At 44.8% G+C, this 17268-nt stretch carries 21 protein-coding genes and 1 pseudogene; 18 read left to right on the forward strand and 4 right to left on the reverse strand.

The window, feature by feature from the left end:
- The 4 genes and pseudogenes from LJF29_RS03390 to LJF29_RS03405 all read left to right on the forward strand — a co-directional run bounded on the left by LJF29_RS03390 (position 1) and on the right by LJF29_RS03405 (position 1940).
- Positions 1-358: pseudogene (locus LJF29_RS03390) on the forward strand (antibiotic biosynthesis monooxygenase family protein).
- Positions 336-1367 carry a bifunctional GNAT family N-acetyltransferase/GrpB family protein gene (locus LJF29_RS03395; protein ID WP_229146978.1) on the forward strand — a complete coding sequence of 344 codons (1032 nt, stop codon included), beginning with the start codon at positions 336-338 and terminating at the stop codon, positions 1365-1367. Before LJF29_RS03390 ends, LJF29_RS03395 begins: the two are co-directional and overlap by 23 nt.
- On the forward strand, positions 1364-1687 hold the full coding sequence (locus LJF29_RS03400) for an iron-sulfur cluster biosynthesis family protein (protein ID WP_229146980.1): 324 nt from the start codon (positions 1364-1366) through the stop codon (positions 1685-1687). The genes LJF29_RS03395 and LJF29_RS03400 overlap by 4 nt, the downstream gene beginning before the upstream one ends.
- A gap of 13 nt (positions 1688-1700) precedes the next feature.
- Positions 1701-1940, forward strand: coding sequence for a YqkC family protein (locus LJF29_RS03405; RefSeq protein WP_010334822.1), 240 nt, complete (start codon positions 1701-1703; stop codon positions 1938-1940).
- Positions 1941-1973: 33 nt separating this feature from the next.
- On the opposite strand, the gene LJF29_RS03410 is transcribed toward LJF29_RS03405, so the two are convergent.
- On the reverse strand, positions 1974-2879 hold the full coding sequence (locus LJF29_RS03410; protein ID WP_229146982.1) for an alpha/beta hydrolase: 906 nt from the start codon (positions 2877-2879) through the stop codon (positions 1974-1976).
- Positions 2880-3050: 171 nt separating this feature from the next.
- Between LJF29_RS03410 and LJF29_RS03415 the strand changes: the two genes are divergently transcribed.
- Positions 3051-3275, forward strand: coding sequence for a YqkE family protein (locus LJF29_RS03415; protein WP_010334821.1), 225 nt, complete (start codon positions 3051-3053; stop codon positions 3273-3275).
- 29 nt (positions 3276-3304) lie between these two features.
- Here the strand turns inward: LJF29_RS03415 and LJF29_RS03420 are convergent, their stop codons facing one another.
- A complete protein-coding gene (locus LJF29_RS03420; RefSeq protein WP_010334820.1) occupies positions 3305-4225 on the reverse strand; it encodes an aldo/keto reductase in 921 nt (306 codons plus the stop codon).
- Positions 4226-4287: 62 nt separating this feature from the next.
- A complete protein-coding gene (gene mciZ / locus LJF29_RS03425) occupies positions 4288-4410 on the reverse strand; it encodes a Z-ring formation inhibitor MciZ (protein ID WP_010334819.1) in 123 nt (40 codons plus the stop codon).
- Positions 4411-4483: 73 nt separating this feature from the next.
- On the opposite strand from mciZ, the gene nudF reads away from it, so the two are divergent.
- On the forward strand, positions 4484-5035 hold the full coding sequence (nudF, locus tag LJF29_RS03430; RefSeq protein WP_168748166.1) for an ADP-ribose pyrophosphatase: 552 nt from the start codon (positions 4484-4486) through the stop codon (positions 5033-5035).
- Positions 5036-5037: 2 nt separating this feature from the next.
- Positions 5038-6201, forward strand: a complete 1164-nt coding sequence (locus LJF29_RS03435) for a TIGR00375 family protein (RefSeq protein WP_229146983.1) — start codon at positions 5038-5040, stop codon at positions 6199-6201.
- Positions 6202-6208: 7 nt separating this feature from the next.
- Here the strand turns inward: LJF29_RS03435 and LJF29_RS03440 are convergent, their stop codons facing one another.
- A complete protein-coding gene (locus tag LJF29_RS03440) occupies positions 6209-6553 on the reverse strand; it encodes a helix-turn-helix domain-containing protein (protein WP_229146985.1) in 345 nt (114 codons plus the stop codon).
- A gap of 182 nt (positions 6554-6735) precedes the next feature.
- Here LJF29_RS03440 and ansA point away from each other — a divergent pair, with 182 nt between their 5' ends.
- The 11 genes from ansA to LJF29_RS03495 all read left to right on the forward strand — a co-directional run bounded on the left by ansA (position 6736) and on the right by LJF29_RS03495 (position 17146).
- On the forward strand, positions 6736-7725 hold the full coding sequence (gene ansA, locus LJF29_RS03445; protein WP_229146986.1) for an asparaginase: 990 nt from the start codon (positions 6736-6738) through the stop codon (positions 7723-7725).
- A 46-nt stretch (positions 7726-7771) separates the two neighbouring features.
- On the forward strand, positions 7772-9199 hold the full coding sequence (gene aspA / locus LJF29_RS03450; RefSeq protein ID WP_229146988.1) for an aspartate ammonia-lyase: 1428 nt from the start codon (positions 7772-7774) through the stop codon (positions 9197-9199).
- Positions 9200-9340: 141 nt separating this feature from the next.
- Positions 9341-10747 (forward strand): malate-H+/Na+-lactate antiporter MleN, encoded by a 1407-nt coding sequence (gene mleN / locus LJF29_RS03455; protein ID WP_010334813.1) that lies wholly within the window; start codon positions 9341-9343, stop codon positions 10745-10747.
- 15 nt (positions 10748-10762) lie between these two features.
- Complete coding sequence (locus LJF29_RS03460) at positions 10763-12085, forward strand: NAD-dependent malic enzyme (protein ID WP_229146989.1); 1323 nt, start codon at positions 10763-10765, stop codon at positions 12083-12085.
- Positions 12086-12197: 112 nt separating this feature from the next.
- Positions 12198-12419: a hypothetical protein gene (locus tag LJF29_RS03465; RefSeq protein ID WP_229146991.1), complete on the forward strand. Its 222-nt coding sequence runs from the start codon at positions 12198-12200 to the stop codon at positions 12417-12419.
- A 97-nt stretch (positions 12420-12516) separates the two neighbouring features.
- Positions 12517-13161 (forward strand): stage II sporulation protein M, encoded by a 645-nt coding sequence (gene spoIIM / locus LJF29_RS03470; protein WP_010334810.1) that lies wholly within the window; start codon positions 12517-12519, stop codon positions 13159-13161.
- Between the two features lie 112 nt (positions 13162-13273).
- The gene (gene fur / locus LJF29_RS03475) at positions 13274-13723 is read left to right on the forward strand and encodes a ferric iron uptake transcriptional regulator (protein ID WP_010334809.1); all 450 of its coding nucleotides are present in this window, start codon (positions 13274-13276) and stop codon (positions 13721-13723) included.
- A gap of 124 nt (positions 13724-13847) precedes the next feature.
- On the forward strand, positions 13848-14075 hold the full coding sequence (locus tag LJF29_RS03480; protein WP_010334808.1) for a YqzK family protein: 228 nt from the start codon (positions 13848-13850) through the stop codon (positions 14073-14075).
- A 7-nt stretch (positions 14076-14082) separates the two neighbouring features.
- A complete protein-coding gene (xerD, locus tag LJF29_RS03485; protein WP_229146993.1) occupies positions 14083-14973 on the forward strand; it encodes a site-specific tyrosine recombinase XerD in 891 nt (296 codons plus the stop codon).
- A 160-nt stretch (positions 14974-15133) separates the two neighbouring features.
- Positions 15134-16318, forward strand: a complete 1185-nt coding sequence (gene deoB, locus LJF29_RS03490; RefSeq protein WP_229146994.1) for a phosphopentomutase — start codon at positions 15134-15136, stop codon at positions 16316-16318.
- A 12-nt stretch (positions 16319-16330) separates the two neighbouring features.
- Positions 16331-17146, forward strand: a complete 816-nt coding sequence (locus tag LJF29_RS03495; RefSeq protein ID WP_229146999.1) for a purine nucleoside phosphorylase I, inosine and guanosine-specific — start codon at positions 16331-16333, stop codon at positions 17144-17146.
- Positions 17147-17268 lie beyond the last annotated feature (122 nt).

A 17268-nucleotide genomic window follows, 5' to 3' on the forward strand; every position in this document is an offset into this window, starting at 1 on the left:
ATGGATTTTTTGTCAAAAACACCTGAGCCTCCTTATTATGCTGTTATCTTTTCTTCTGTCAAAAGTGAAAATGACGAAGCATATGGAGAAACAGCAGAGCGGATGGTTTCACTTGCGGCGAGCCAGCCCGGATTTTTAGGTGTGGAAAGCGTTCGCGAAGCGAATGGAACCGGCATCACAGTTTCCTATTGGGAGAGTATGGACGCAATCAATCATTGGAGGCATCACACCGAACACCAAGCAGCGAAAGAAAAAGGAAAAAGCGTGTGGTATGAATCGTATGCGGTCCGCGTCGCCAAAGTCGAAAAGCAGCGGCTGTTTTCGGGAGAAAACAAATGATTGCATTTCTTCAGCATAAGGAAGAGGCTGTGTCACGTGAGATTATTGACGTTCAAAAGCCAGCTTATGTAAAAGAAGCGGAGCTTATCGGTTTTGACGGAATCCCTGCTTTACACGAAAAAGCTGAGGATATCAGAGCCTCTCAGGAGCGATTTGCGGGATTCCGGGAAAACGGGAAACTGCTCGGCGTCATTTCATACGAGAAGTTTATGCATGAGCTGACCATTTGCAGGCTTGTTGTGCATCCCGACGGTTTCAGAAAAGGCATCGGACGAGCACTCGTGCAATTTGTTATTGATCAGAACGAAGACGCTGAGAAAATCGAGGTAGTAACAGCCGAGAAAAACAGCCCGGCCGTGTCGCTGTATACGCAGGCAGGATTTGAAAAGACGAAAATCGTCAAAGCGTCAGAGGGGCTTTTTCTGTCAGTCTTTCATCTCTATCCGAAAAGAAAGGTTGAAGTCGCTCACTACAATGAAGAATGGGCAAGACTGTTCAGTGAGGAAAAAGAGCGTCTGAAGCTGGTGCTCGGCCCGGAGATCATTGACGTGTATCATGTCGGAAGCACATCGATACCAAATATGGCGGCAAAGCCGGTCATTGATATCCTGATTGCAGTAAAGGATATCGCGGCCGTAAACCAATATGATTCGAAAATGACGGAGCTCGGCTATGCGCCAAAAGGAGAAAACGGCATTATTGGCAGACGCTATTTCCAAAAGGGCGGAAATAAGCGTACCCATCATGTCCATATCTATGAGGGAGGGCATCCTGCTATTGAAAGGCATTTGGTGTTCAGAGATTATCTCTCAGCTCATCCGGAAACAGCGAAGGAATACGCCGCGCTCAAAAAACAGCTGGCGGCCCAGTATCCGGACAATATCAAGCGGTATATACAGGGAAAAACCGATTGGATCAAGGCTGCAGAAGAAAAAGCGAAGCGGTGGAAAAAAGGCAGAAACAATGCGAACGGACGCGTGGTGTGCTACAATAGCGAAAATGAAAAAAACGGGGGTTTCACCTTATGAACATTCATGTGACAGATGCAGCAGCACAGGCACTGCAGCAAGCGCTTGATGCCAATCCGGGAAAAAAGGCGCAGCTCCGTTATGACGCTGAAGGATGCGGCTGCGCAGTAAGCGGTGTACCGACCATCTGGATGACAGAGGAATTAACGGGACAGTGTGAGCAGCTGGAAACGAACGGCATCCCGCTATATATCCAGTCGTCGCAAAAAGTGTTTTTTGACGATCAAATGACAATCGATTACAATGAGAAAGCCAAAACGCTGGCGCTGAAAAGTCCGGCTCAAATGCTCAGTCCAAGAATGAGCATATTAGTAAAGTAGGGAGACACGAAACGTGGAACAAAAGCTGAAGTCAATTAAGAATACAGCACAGAATAAAACGTGGGTATCCTTTCTGAACAAAAACCATCCCTACACCCTGCTGCACTGGTCAATCGGAGGAGCGGAATCCGTCAAGAAGGATGTTTGGCTTTTGCAGGATGAAATGACATTTGAAGCGCAGGAGTTTACTACGATAGACCTTGCGATTGAATGGATCAGTGAACATATGGATGGCATCACCGACGTTTTATGATGGAAAAGCGAAAGGCTAGGGGCCTTTCGCTTTTTACGTTATTTTGTCTAAAAAGGCTTGCACGGTTTTTCTATACGTGTCCCGATTTTTTGTATATGACATGGCGTGTTCTCCAGCTTCAGCAATATAGAGTTCCTTTGGACCGGGCTTTTTTTTAAAAAGCCGCTCGGTTGCAGAAACAGGAATATAATCATCGTGCCTGCTGTGAATAAAGAGAACCGGCTTTTCGATGGTATTGATGACAGCAAGCGGGGATACATCGCGTGCGCGGTAGCCGTCCCTGAACCGCAAAAAGGAGTCGGCAATGGGGAGGATCGGCCAGGAAGGCAGCCGGTATTCCACTTTTAGACGATACGCAAGCTGTTCCTCAAAGCTTGCAAACGGGCAATCGGCAATATAAAAATCAGCGCCATCGTCAGGATGTGCCCCTGCATACAGCAGGGCAGTCACTGCTCCCATTGATTCACCGTGGATTCCGACCAATCCGCGTTTACCGATTTTGTCTTTGACCCATTTGACGACCTCGTTTAAATCATCCTTTTCATAAAAACCATAGCTTGTAGTCTTTCCGCCGCTTTGTCCGTGCCGGCGATGATCGTAAATCACCACATTCCAGCCGAGATCAAGAAATAAATCCATATATTTGAGAGAGTTCAATATATTCACGGTCACGCCGTGGCAGATGATCATTGTTTTTGAGGTATCGTGTGGTGCAACATAGTAGCCTTTTATGTCATATCCGTATGCCGATGGAATCACAAAAGCCGTTTTCTCCATGCGTTCAAACGATTCAAATACATCATGCCCGTCATCTGTTTCTCTTTTCATAATCTCTTCGTCGTTTTTTTTCTTTATGAACATAATGATATTTGTAAAACAAATACCGATAGCAGCTACAGCTGCCAAGACAGCGCCGACAGCTAAAAGGAATCTTTTCAAAAGACACAGCACCTTTCAACTCTATTATAAATAACCTTCTAGCACCATTATACCTAAACGCTGCTGAGCCGTCAGAAAAATATGACAGCGTTTTTATGAAGAGAGACTTCTTGTTCAGCCTGAATCTCCATGATAAACTGGCTTCAAAACAAAAACACGGGGGAAGCGAGCATGAAAAAACAAAAATCTGCTGACAAACACCAGTTAAAGGACGATCTTCAATCCGATATAAAAGAAAAGCTGATGCAGATGAAAAGCCAATTGAAGGATGAGGATGAGAAGAGACAGGAAAGAAAGAAAGCGGAACAGATCAGAAAGAAAAAGGAGATCGAAAAAAACAAAAGCTTTGAACAGCTCCTTAATGAAAGCCAGCTCGATTGGCATCAATACAAATAAACCAGCACCCGGTCAGGTGCTGGTTTTCTTTATGAACGGTGCGCTTCGTAAACGTCTTGTTTCGTATAGAATTGGAGCGCTTTGATTTCCTGCTCGCTTAAGCGCCGCGCGTTTGCAGCCTGAACGTTTTCCTTCAGTTGCTCTAACTTGCTGGCACCGGTGATTACTGAGGCCACTGCCGGCTGCGCTAAAAGATACTGCAGCGACATTTCCGTCATGGTGAGGTCTGGAGCAACGCCGGCCATTGACTTACGGGCCTCTGCCAATTCTTCATAGGAATATGATAAGTACCCGTTTTGTTTCATGGTCTCCGAAGCTTGTTCAAGCGGTTTCTCAGTCAGCAGCCCTTTAGCGACCGGCCCCCTTGCCACGACACTGATCTGATGTTCCTCTAAAAGCGGGAGCCATTCCTCCGGCCGTCTGTCAAACAGGCTGAATTGCATCATAATGCTGACGATATTTGATTTTTTCACATATTCTTTAATGACGTTCGGGCGAATAGAAGAAATTCCATAATAACGAATGACACCTTCTTGTTTTAATTCTTCAAATGCCTCAATCGTTTCGTCAATGTTGTCTTCTATTGTGCCACCGTGAAGCTGATACAGATCGATATAATCCGTTTTCAGACGTGCTAAGCTCTTTTTCACTGCCTCTTTTATGTAAGCTTTTGAAGGGTCCCAATACCAGCCGTCATTTTTGTCACTCCACCGGTTTCCGGCTTTTGTGGCCAAAATGATGTCCTGGCGTCTGTTTTGAATTGCTTTGCCGACGATTTCTTCATTACGGCCGCGATCATACAAATCAGCTGTGTCCAAATAGTTGATGCCAAGCTCAATGGCTTCATCAAGGATCGACAGCGCCTTATTTGTTTCGGTTCCAAGGGACATACAGCCAAGTCCAACTTCGCTTATTTCTAAATCAGATGAACCTAGTTTGCGCTTTCTCATGTGCACACTCCTTTTTTAGGCTTTGTAATGACCGTAATATAAAGGAGCGGAGTTTTCAACTTTTACGGCTCGGAAATCCAATCTTTCACATACCGGAATGTGCGACCGTATTCCTTGAGCTTCGCCCGCACCTCCCACGCTTTCCCCACTAAAACGACGCCCTTTTGCATACGGTATACTTTCATAAAGGAGCCCCCTTTTCTCTAGTATGATAAAATGTATGGGGCATGATATAGAGACAGAACGGGAGATGAAGAAATGAAACACTTAGAAGAGAAAACAATTGCTAAAGAACAGATTTTTTCGGGTAAAGTTATTGATCTTTATGTAGAGGACGTCGAGCTCCCTAACGGAAAAACGAGTAAACGCGAAATTGTAAAACACCCTGGTGCGGTAGCGGTGCTGGCTGTCACAGACGAAGGGAAAATCATACTGGTGAAACAATTCCGGAAGCCCCTGGAACGGACGATCGTTGAAATACCGGCCGGAAAGCTGGAAAAAGGAGAAGAGCCGGAGTATACGGCGCTTCGGGAGCTGGAAGAAGAAACAGGATACACAGCGAAAAAGCTGACTAAAATGACAGCATTCTATACATCGCCCGGTTTTGCCGATGAAATTGTCCACGTTTTTCTTGCGGAAGAGCTGGCTGTGCTTGAAGAAAAACGGGAACTAGATGAGGACGAATTTGTTGAAGTGATGGAGGTGACGCTTGAAGACGCACTAAAGCTGGTTGAGTCGCGCGAGGTTTACGACGCGAAGACTGCCTATGCGATTCAATATCTTCAGCTGAAAGAAGCGCTGCAAGCATAAAAATGAAAAAGATTTACGCGGATTTACACATCCATATCGGTCGGACCTATACTGGAAGGGCTGTCAAAATAACAGGTGCAAAAACGCTGACGCTGGACCGGATTTTGGTTGAGGCCAGTGAATATAAAGGGATTGAACTTCTCGGAATTATTGACTGCCATTCCCCGGAAGTCATAATAGAGCTTGAGGAAGGCATTGCTTCAGGCAGGTATCACGAGCTTGAGGGCGGCGGAGTCCGTTATCGCAGCACAACTCTTTTATTGGGAAGCGAGCTGGAGATTTACGATGAAGCCTGCAGCGGGCCGATTCATGTGCTCGCTTTTATGCCGACACTTGCTGATATGAAACAATTTTCAGCCTGGCTTTCAGAACGGATGAAAAATATTCACTTAAGTTCACAGCGGATATACGAAACAGGCTTGAATCTTCAAAAAAAAGTAAAAGAAATGGGCGGATTGTTTATCCCCGCCCATATTTTCACGCCCCACAAAAGCTTGTACGGAAAAGGCGTTAAGTCAACTTTAACTGAGGTTTTTGATTCTTCTATGATAGATGCTGTCGAACTTGGTTTAAGCTGTGACACACCTATGGCTTCACGGGTATCTGAATTGAATAAATATTCATTTTTAACAAATTCTGATGCGCATTCCTTAGGGAAGATCGGCAGAGAATATAATGAACTATATGTGGCCTCAGCTGATTTTTCTGAGTTCGCTCTCGCATTAAAGGGCCAGGATAACAGGGAAATTACCGCCAATTACGGATTAGATCCGCTGTTGGGGAAGTATTATCAAACGGCTTGTGAAGTATGCGGAGAGCGTACTGAGAGCGGGGCAACGGCGTGCGCGGAATGCGGAAGTGCCAGATTGACAAAGGGTGTCAGCGAAAGGCTGTGCGAACTGAGTGATCAGTCTGGAAAGGGCAAAGCGCGTCCTAGATATGTCCACCAGATTCCGCTGCAATTTGTGCCGGGTGTCGGACCGAAAACCCTGGACAAGCTAAAAACGGCCTTTGGTACAGAAATGGCTGTTCTTCATGAGACTTCAGAGAAGGATCTGGCTCGGGTTGTTCCGCCGAAAACCGCCGCTCTTATTGTGAAAGCGAGGTCAGGAAAGCTTGAACTGAAAGCCGGAGGAGGAGGAACCTACGGGAAAGTTAAGTCGTGAGTGAAAATTAACTCAGTTCCTCCTGAACTTTTCTCTTTGTCCGGATAAAGGTGATCAGCTGTATTATTTCGTCTTCAGACAGCGGCTTGCCGTCAACAGCAATGTCAAGGCTGCTCCACGTGGTCAATTCAATGGTCTGAGGAGCAGTCTGCTTTTGCTTTGTGCGGCCTAAGAGATCATCGCAGGTTGTATCAAAAAGGTCTGCCAGCATTGCCAGGGCCTCAAGCGAAGGGCGGCGGTAGCCTGACTCGTATCCCGCGTATGTGCTTTTTGCGATACCCAGGAGGTCAGCCGTATATTGAAGCGACCAATTTTTCTTTTTTCTCAATTCAGTTAAACGATCTAAATTCATGGACTTCCGCTCCTTTTTCAACTTGAGCTGATTATATCATATAGGTATTCGGAAGTGTACGCGAATTGAATAATAATGTCTTGCGTATTTTATTTTCCGTGTCTATAATTGCATTAAAAGTATGCGAAAAGCGAATGCCTTCTCGCAAACCCATCTTTAGATATAGTGAAGAGGTGTATGGTATGAAAAAATTATTGATGTTGACAACTGGGGGAACGATCGCTTCAGTTGAAGGGGAAAACGGGCTTGCCCCGGGGGTGAAGGCTGACGAGTTGTTAAGTTACGTATCAAAACTTGATAACGATTACACGATGGAAACCCAATCGCTTATGAATATAGACAGCACCAATATGCAGCCTGAATACTGGGTGGAGATAGCGGAAGCTGTTAAGCAAAATTATGATGCCTATGACGGGTTTGTTATTACCCATGGTACAGATACAATGGCCTATACATCTGCCGCATTATCTTATATGCTGCAGCATGCTAAAAAGCCGATTGTGATTACAGGCTCGCAAATTCCGATTACCTTTCAAAAGACAGACGCCAAAAAAAATATTACAGATGCCATTCGCTTTGCCTGTGAAGGCGTAGGTGGGGTTTACGTTGTGTTTGACGGCAGAGTCATCCAGGGAACACGTGCGATCAAGTTAAGAACGAAAAGCTATGACGCGTTTGAAAGCATCAATTATCCATATATCGCTTTTATTACAGAAGACGGGATTGAATACAACAAACAAGTAACGGAACCTGAGAACGACGCCTTCACAGTTGACACTTCACTATGCACAGATGTTTGTCTGCTCAAACTGCATCCGGGCTTAAAGCCGGAAATGCTGGACGCTCTGAAAAGCATGTACAAAGGAATTGTCATCGAAAGTTATGGCAGTGGAGGCGTTCCATTTGAAGGCAGAGACATTTTGTCCAAAGTTAATGAACTGATTGACAGCGGCATTGTTGTCGTCATTACGACTCAATGCTTGGAAGAAGGCGAAGATATGAGCATTTACGAAGTCGGCCGCAGAGTCAATCAGGACTTAATTATCCGCTCTAGAAACATGAATACAGAAGCAATCGTTCCGAAATTAATGTGGGCACTGGGCCAATCCTCAGATTTGCCGATCGTGAAAAGAATTATGGAAACACCGATTGCCGATGACGTTGTCCTGTAAATTTCGCTAAAACCATAACCATTATAGAGAAAGTAGGTTAAAGATTATGTTAAACGGCCAAAAAGAATACCGGGTGGAAAAAGATTTCCTTGGAGAAAAACAAATTGAAGCAGATGTCTATTACGGCATCCAAACGCTGCGTGCTTCAGAAAACTTTCCGATTACGGGATATAAAATCCATGAAGAAATGATTAACGCGCTGGCGATTGTAAAAAAAGCTGCCGCACTTGCAAACATGGATGTAAAACGGCTGTATGAAGAAATTGGCCAAGCTATCGTACAAGCCGCTGACGAGATTCTGGAAGGCAAGTGGCACGACCAGTTTATCGTCGATCCGATTCAAGGCGGAGCTGGTACATCCATGAACATGAATGCGAACGAGGTCATCGGAAATCGCGCGCTTGAAATCATGGGTCATAAAAAGGGAGAATACATCCATTTAAGCCCAAACACACACGTTAATATGTCACAATCAACAAACGATGTATTTCCGACAGCCATTCATATTTCCACACTGAATCTGCTGGAAAAACTGCTGAAGACGATGGAAGACATGCATGTTGTGTTTAAACAAAAAGCCCAGGAATTTGATTCTGTTATTAAGATGGGACGGACTCACCTTCAAGATGCTGTTCCGATTCGCCTCGGCCAGGAATTTGAAGCATACAGCCGTGTTCTTGAGCGTGATATTAAACGTATTAAACAATCCCGGCAGCACCTGTATGAAGTCAACATGGGCGCTACTGCAGTCGGCACAGGACTGAACGCCGATCCTGAATATATCAAACAAGTTGTTAAACATCTTGCTGATATTAGCGGACTGCCTCTTGTCGGCGCTGACCATCTTGTCGATGCAACGCAAAATACAGACGCTTACACAGAGGTTTCTGCATCATTAAAAGTCTGCATGATGAACATGTCGAAGATCGCAAACGACCTTCGTTTAATGGCATCGGGACCGCGCGCCGGACTTGCGGAAATTTCTCTGCCTGCCCGCCAGCCGGGATCATCCATCATGCCGGGTAAAGTCAATCCGGTTATGGCGGAGCTCATTAACCAAATTGCGTTCCAGGTGATTGGAAACGATAATACCATCTGCCTAGCTTCAGAAGCAGGTCAGCTTGAATTAAACGTTATGGAGCCAGTGCTTGTCTTTAATCTGCTGCAATCGATCAGCATCATGAACAATGGGTTCCGTTCCTTCACTGACTATTGCTTGAAAGGCATTGAAGCTAATGAAAAACGCTTGAAGCAATACGTAGAAAAAAGCGCTGGAGTTATTACCGCTGTGAATCCGCATCTTGGTTATGAAGCGGCTGCCCGAATCGCCAGGGAAGCGATTATGACAGGCCAATCCGTCCGTGATCTTTGCCTTCAGCATGATGTGCTGACAGAAGAAGAATTGGATATCATTTTAAATCCATACGAGATGACAAAGCCAGGAATTGCTGGAAAAGAGCTATTAGAAAAATAAAATTTAAACAAAATGCAGCTTATTCATCTGTGAATAGCCGGGTGAATAAGCTGTTTACAAGCATAGGGATGAGGAAGTATAGTATACGTGTTGCACTATTTATTGAAAGCGTTTTAGCTTTTTTATTAAGGGGGACTTCTTTTGAAGGATGTAAGATTGCCAACACTATTTGAAATTATTATCGTACTAGGAGCATTTTTAGCACTTGTTATGTCGTTTACAGTCTTTATGGACTTGCCGATACAGCTTGCACTTTTTATTTCCTGGTTTATTGCAATGATTCTAGGAGTCAGACTGGGTTATTCTTATAAAGACTTGCAGAATGCGATTCTAAGCGGAATATCAAATGGTCTCGAAGCCGTTCTGATTCTCGTTTCAGTCGGAGCGCTCATCGGAACATGGATCGCCGGAGGCGTCGTGCCGACCTTAATTTATTATGGATTAGAATTTATTCATCCTAGTATCTTTTTACTCGCAACATTAATTATTTGTTCTATTATGTCTGTGGCGACAGGAACGTCATGGGGAACAGTAGGAACAGCCGGCATCGCCATGATCGCAATTGGTGAAGGCCTCGGAATTCCGCTTCCTCTTGTAGCTGGAGCCATTCTTTCCGGAGCTTACTTCGGGGACAAGCTGTCTCCTCTGTCTGACAGTACAGTTCTGGCTTCTTCATTATCAAAAGTAGATGTATTGGCTCACGTCAGAGCGATGCTTTATTTATCAATACCAGCATATGTGATTACGGCTATTCTCTTTACAGCTGTAGGATTTATGTACGGCGGGAAAAATATTGACCTCGACAAAGTTGAATTTTTGAAATCTTCTTTGCAGAATACATTTGACATTCATATTTGGATGCTGATTCCGGCTGTTGTTGTTATTGTCTTATTAGCGATGAAAAAGCCGTCTATGCCGGTTATCGTAATTGGTGCATTGCTTGGCGCTGTCTGGGCTGCTGTTTTCCAAGACATGAATTTCGCGGATGCGATTGCAACAGCGTACAACGGCTTCTCTATTAAAACAGATGTTGAATTTTTAAACGGCCTCTTAAACCGCGGAGGCATCGTAGGCATGCTCGGTTCTCTCGTCGTGATTATTTTTGGCCTAGGCTTTGGCGGGTTGCTTGAGAAGCTAGGTGTGTTAAAAGTCATTGTTTCATTGTTTGAAAAAAAATTGACATCAGCAGGCAATGTGACATTATCTACGCTGATTGTAGCATTTTTGGCGAACATCTTCGGGTGTGCCATGTATGTATCTCTTATTTTGACACCGAAGATCATGGAAGACAGCTATGACCGTTTGCATCTGGACAGAAGAGTTCTATCCCGTAATTCAGAGGTCGGAGGAACTTTGACTTCAGGTATGGTGCCTTGGTCTGATAACGGCATTTACATGGCCGGGATTTTAGGAGTTTCTACCTTCTCTTATCTGCCGTTTATGTGGCTCAGTTTTGTCGCAATAGGTCTTGCCATTATCTACGGTTATACAGGAAAATGTATATGGTATACGAAAAACGATACAGCTCAAGCTGAAAAACTTGGCTAAGGGGAGGATCACTGAATGATAGCGAAACACATGATTCGGACACTGATGATAGAAACGCCTTCGGTTCCCGGAAATCTCGGAAGAGTGGCAACAGCAATCGGCCTTCTGGGCGGAGACATTGGTGATGTGGAGACGGTTAAAGTCGGACCCAATTACACGATGCGCAATATTACTGTGCAAGTGGAAAACGAAGAACAGCTTCAGGAAGTGATCATGGCTGTTCAGGCTCTTGGCGAAGGGATCAGGCTTCACACGGTATCTGATGAAGTCCTGTCTGCCCATGAAGGCGGAAAAATTCAAATGAAAAGCAAAATGCCAATCCGTTCGCTGGCAGAGCTCGGGCGCGTCTATACTCCTGGGGTAGCAGACGTCTGCAGACTGATCGAGAAAGAACCTGAAAAGGCTGATATCTACACGACAATCAGCAACTCGGTCGCAATTGTAACCGATGGAACAGCGATTCTCGGCCTTGGAAACATCGGCGCTGTGGCGGGAATGCCTGTTATGGAAGGAAAGGCAGCGTTGTTTGATCAGCTGGCAGGGATCAGCGGTATCCCGATTTTGCTGGATACAAGTGATCCTGAAGAAATCATCAATACGGTAAAACATATTTCACCAGGATTTAACGGCATCCTGCTTGAGGATATCGGGTCACCGCATTGCTTCGAAATTGAAGATCGCCTAAAAGAGGAACTCAGTATCCCTGTCATGCACGATGATCAGCATGGAACAGCTGTCGTTACGCTGGCAGCTGCCATTTCGGCATGTAAAAGCGCGGGTGTTGACTTGAAAGAAGCAAAAGTGGGGCAGATCGGCCTCGGCGCAGCGGGCGTAGCCATCTGCCGGATGTTTATGGCTTACGGCGTCAAAGCTGTATGCGGTACAGACAAATCAGAGTCGGCGATGAGTCGTCTTGAGCAATACGGCGGACAGACAGCTGCAAGTATCGAAGAGTTAATGGAAACATGTGATATTGTCATTGCCACAACAGGAGTTCCTGGGTTAATTAAACCTGAATTCGTACGATCTGGCCAGGTCATCTTGGCATTATCCAATCCGAAGCCGGAAATAGAGCCTGAGGCTGCTTTGCAGGCCGGCGCAGCGTATGCAGCTGACGGGCGTTCTGTGAATAATGTGCTTGGCTTCCCGGGTATATTCAGAGGCGCACTGAATGCCAAAAGCAAGGAGATCAATCACGATATGCTTGTGGCGGCAGCAGAGGCCATTGCAGCCTGCACAAAGCCAGGCGATGTGGTTCCGCAGCCGCTGGATTCAAAGGTCCATCACGAAGTGACTGCCGCCGTTGAACGCGCCGCTCTTACAGCGGTCAAACATTAAAATGAAACAGCACCTGGCATGACAGGTGCTGTTTTTACTTACTGGTTCAATACATTTTAATAACAGGTTGCATTTGCTATAATGAATCAAAATGAAATAGGGAGTGATCAACATGGCAAAAAGCCGAGCGAAAAGAAAACGGGAGCATCTGCTTAGAAACAGTGGACGGGACGCCTTATTATCAAGAGGCAGTTCTCCATCCTTCAGCACGCATGAAAGAATGGCAAAAAGCAAACAAGACATATTGAATAAAAGAAAGCATAAACACAAAAATCCTTATGATCAAAATGCATTTGATGATAGGGATTTTTTTATGTCCGAAACAGCCGCCTAGCAATCTCTATCGTTTCTTTTTGAAAAAGAGCATGTTTTTCCGTTTCTTTCATACAATCTATTAAATCAAATCAATAGAGCGGGCGGGAGGAAACGATATGCGGAAAATTTCTTATAAGGACATGTTTCTCGGACATGTAAAGGATCATCTCTCACTTTATATATTTGTGTCTGTCCTGTTTTTCATGGGTGTGATTTTTGGCGCTATCATTGTCAACAGCATGACGATCAGCCAGAAAGAAGATTTATATTATTATTTAAGCCAATTTTTTGGACAGCTATCAGACGGAAAACAGGCTAGCTCATCCGATATGTTTTGGCAAAGTATTTTTCATAATGTAAAATATTTAGGGCTGATGTGGATTTTAGGAATTTCTGTGATTGGCATGCCTATCATTTTCATTATGATTTTTCTAAAAGGAATTGTCGTCGGATTTACTGTTGGGTTTCTCGTCAACCAGATGGGAATCAGCGGTTTTTTCTTATCCTTTGTCTCGGTTTTGCCGCAAAATGTGCTGCTTATTCCGGCTTACCTCATTATGGGCACGTGTGCGATTGCCTTTTCTTTAAAGCTGATCAGGCAGCTGTTCGTCAAACGAAGTCTGCATGATGCGCCGATCCAGTGGTTCGGGCGATATGCCATTGTTCTCCTGATCATTTTATTTTTAGCGCTGATCTCGTCTCTCTTTGAAGCATACATGTCGCCAGTTTTGATGGAAAAGCTGACATCGCGACTTTTTTAAAAACATTATTAAAAGAAAATCATTTTATTTATCAGTTTATAATAATTATAGTTGGAACTCCGCGCTTATTTTGTTATAATGAGTCATGGAATGCGGCGTAGGAGGGAAAGACATGGAAAACCGTATTGATCGAATTAAGAAACAGTTGCACTCATCCAGCTACAAACTTACGCCTCAGCGTGAAGCGACAGTAAGAGTGCTGCTTGAAAACGAAGAAGACCATTTAAGCGCAGAAGATGTATACCTCCTCGTAAAAGAGAAATCTCCTGAGATCGGTCTCGCAACAGTATACCGTACGCTTGAATTACTAACTGAATTAAAAGTCGTTGATAAAATTAACTTTGGAGACGGCGTGTCCCGTTACGATCTTCGTAAGGAGGGTGCAGCTCACTTTCATCACCACTTGGTGTGCATGGAGTGCGGAGCCGTTGATGAAATTGAAGAAGATTTGCTTGAAGACGTAGAAGAAGTCATTGAACGTGATTGGAAATTTAAGATTAAAGATCATAGATTGACGTTTCACGGCATTTGCCACCGCTGCAACGGAAACGATACGGAATAGTCGATGCCGGGCTCGAACCTTTTCTCTTGGGGAAAGGGTTTTTTGCTGTTTCGACGTATAAATCCTTTCTGGTTTGGCATATGGTTTAAATAACAGGAACCATAGAGAAAGGATCGATTGGGACATGGGAAGATTCCTAAAAACGGCTGTTGACACATTGAAGGTTTTTATACTGTTCACAGGTTTTACCGCTCTCTTCTATTATGCTATGATATGGGTAAATCAAGAGTATGAAAACTATCATCGGTACGATAAACCGGAAGGCTCCGCCGTAAAAGTTGTTGAAATGGATGCGGAAGAAAAAGGCGGATGGTTTGACCGGTTAATCTTTTTTTACCAAAACGGGGAGTAGATCTAGAGTGAAAGATCAAATAAAGGATTTCATCCACTACGTCATGGTAGAGAGAGGGCTTTCTCAAAATACGGTCGTATCCTATGAGCGTGACTTGAAAAGCTATTCTCTTTATTTAACAGAAACCCTTCATGTCAACAATTGGAACGATGTGACCCGTATACATATTATCCAATATTTGAAGCACTTGAAGGAGTCGGGGAAATCCGGAAAGACTTCAGCGCGGCATTTGGCATCGATTCGCTCTTTTCATCAATTTTTGCTTAGGGAAAAGGTGACGGACAAAGACCCTTCCGTACATATCGAAACACAAAAAACGGAACGGGTGCTTCCAAAAGTGCTGGCGCTGAACGAGGTTGAACGGCTGTTGGACACGCCTAAGCTTACGAGCCCTTTTGGCTATCGGGATAAAGCGATGCTGGAGCTGCTTTATGCCACAGGTATCCGGGTCAGTGAAATGATCGAATTGAAAACGACGGATGTCCATTTGTCAATGGGATTTGTCCGCTGCTTCGGAAAAGGGAGGAAAGAGCGGATTGTGCCGATCGGTGAAACCGCTGCTTCTGCTATTGAAGAATATATGACGAAAGCCCGCGGGAAACTGCTAAAGAACAAAGTGTCTGACGCTCTCTTTTTAAATCATCACGGAAAGCAGATCAGCCGCCAGGGGTTTTGGAAAAATCTGAAGAAAATCGCGCTCGAAGCTGGAATCAAAAAAGAGCTCACCCCGCATACACTCAGGCATTCATTTGCAACGCATCTGCTTGAAAACGGGGCTGATTTAAGAGCGGTGCAGGAAATGCTGGGCCATGCGGATATATCTACGACGCAAATCTATACGCATGTGACGAAAACAAGGCTGAAGGATGTGTACAAGCAGTACCATCCGCGCGCCTAGCCGCAGCGGGCTGCGGCTTTTTTCTTTAGGACCGACAGAAAATAATGAAGTTTCTCATTATTTTCAAATGCATTGTCAACGGGAATGAAAACGGTTTATACTTGAGTTGTCAGACCTCTAGGAGATACAATAGACGTATAGAAAAAAGGAGGCTTTTAGGATGCCTGCATACAAATATAATCGTGTGTTTTTAATCGTAATGGATTCAGTCGGAATTGGCGAAGCGCCAGATGCCGCCGACTTTAATGACGTAGGCGCCAATACGCTCGGGCATATTGCTGAGCACATGAACGGACTACATATGCCGAATATGGCAAAACTCGGCCTTGGTCTTATTGGTGATATCAAGGGCGTTGAAAAATCAGAACAGCCGCTCGCGTACTATGGAAAAATGCAAGAAGCGTCAAACGGCAAAGATACAATGACAGGCCATTGGGAGATCATGGGCTTATACATTGATAAACCGTTTAAAGTGTTCCCGGAAGGCTTTCCTGATGAGTTGCTTCAGGAGCTGGAAAAAAGATCGGGCCGCAAAATTATCGGAAACAAGCCGGCTTCTGGCACAGCTATTTTGGATGAACTCGGTGAAGAGCATATGGAGACAGGCGCATTAATTGTGTACACTTCAGCTGACTCTGTACTGCAAATTGCCGCTCACGAAGAAGTCGTTCCGCTTGAAGAACTGTACAGCATTTGTGAAACGGCGAGAGAGCTGACACTTGATCCGAAATATATGGTAGGCCGCATAATCGCACGGCCGTTCGTCGGCGAGCCGGGACATTTCAAACGGACGCCAAACCGCCACGACTATGCGCTTAAGCCGTTTGACCGCACTGTGATGAATGAATTGAAAGACAGCGGCTTAGATGTCATTTCAATCGGAAAAATCTCTGATATTTATGATGGTGAAGGAATTACGTCTTCCCGCAGAACGGTATCCAATATGGACGGAATGGACAAAGTGGTTGACACGCTCGGAGAAGACTTTACGGGTCTGAGCTTTGCAAACCTTGTTGATTTTGACGCCTTATACGGCCATCGCCGTGATCCTCAAGGCTACGGACGCGCACTTGAAGAATTTGATGCTCGTCTTTCGGAAGTATTCGAAAAAATGAAAGATGATGATCTGTTAATCATTACAGCCGACCACGGCAATGATCCGATTCATCATGGAACAGACCATACACGCGAGTATGTGCCGATTCTTGCATACAGCAAAAAACATAAGAAAGCGCAAATGCTGCCGCTTGCAGATACATTTGCTGATATCGGTGCAACCATCGCGGATAATTTCCAAACAAAAAAACCGAAATATGGTAAAAGCTTTTTATCTTTATTACAATAGGGGGACTGTTTCTTGAAAGACAGAATCGAACGCGCAGCCGCTTTTATTAAGCAAAACTTGCCTGAATCACCAAAGATCGGCCTTATTCTAGGCTCAGGTCTTGGTATTTTGGCTGATGAAATCGAAAATCCTGTTAAGTTAAAATATGAGGATATCCCGGAATTCCCGGTATCAACGGTTGAGGGACACGCCGGACAGCTTGTGCTTGGCACACTTGAGGGAGTTAGTGTCATCGCCATGCAGGGCCGCTTTCATTTCTATGAAGGCTATTCAATGGAAAAAGTCACTTTTCCTGTTCGCGTCATGAAAGCGCTTGGTGTCGAGGCTTTGATCGTGACAAATGCGGCAGGGGGCGTAAACACTGAGTTCCGTGCGGGAGACTTAATGATCATTACAGACCACATCAACTTTATGGGGACAAACCCATTAATCGGGCCAAACGAAGCAGATTTCGGCGCCAGATTTCCTGATATGTCGTCAGCCTATGATAAAGATCTTTCCAGCCTGGCTGAAAAAATGGCGAAAGACCTTAACATTCCAATTCAAAAAGGTGTGTATACTGCTGTGACAGGTCCTTCCTACGAAACACCGGCAGAAGTGCGCTTTTTAAGAACGATGGGCTCTGATGCAGTCGGCATGTCTACCGTACCGGAAGTAATTGTGGCAAACCATGCGGGTCTCCGTGTACTCGGCATTTCCTGCATTTCGAACGCAGCAGCCGGAATTTTGGATCAGCCTTTATCTCACGACGAAGTCATGGAAGTGACAGAAAAGGTGAAAGCCGGATTCTTGCAGCTTGTGAAGGCGGTAATTGCTAAGTACGAATAAAAATGGAATCCAGAAAAGATAAGAAGACAGCTGTTTCTAAGTGAAACAGCTGTTTTTTTTATGTCGAAAAAGTCCCGAAACATTTTCCAACAGTGGTGTATAAAACCATTCAGCTTGGAAAA

The organism is Bacillus sp. LBG-1-113 (assembly GCF_020708615.1).
GTDB classification, from domain to species: domain Bacteria; phylum Bacillota; class Bacilli; order Bacillales; family Bacillaceae; genus Bacillus; species Bacillus mojavensis.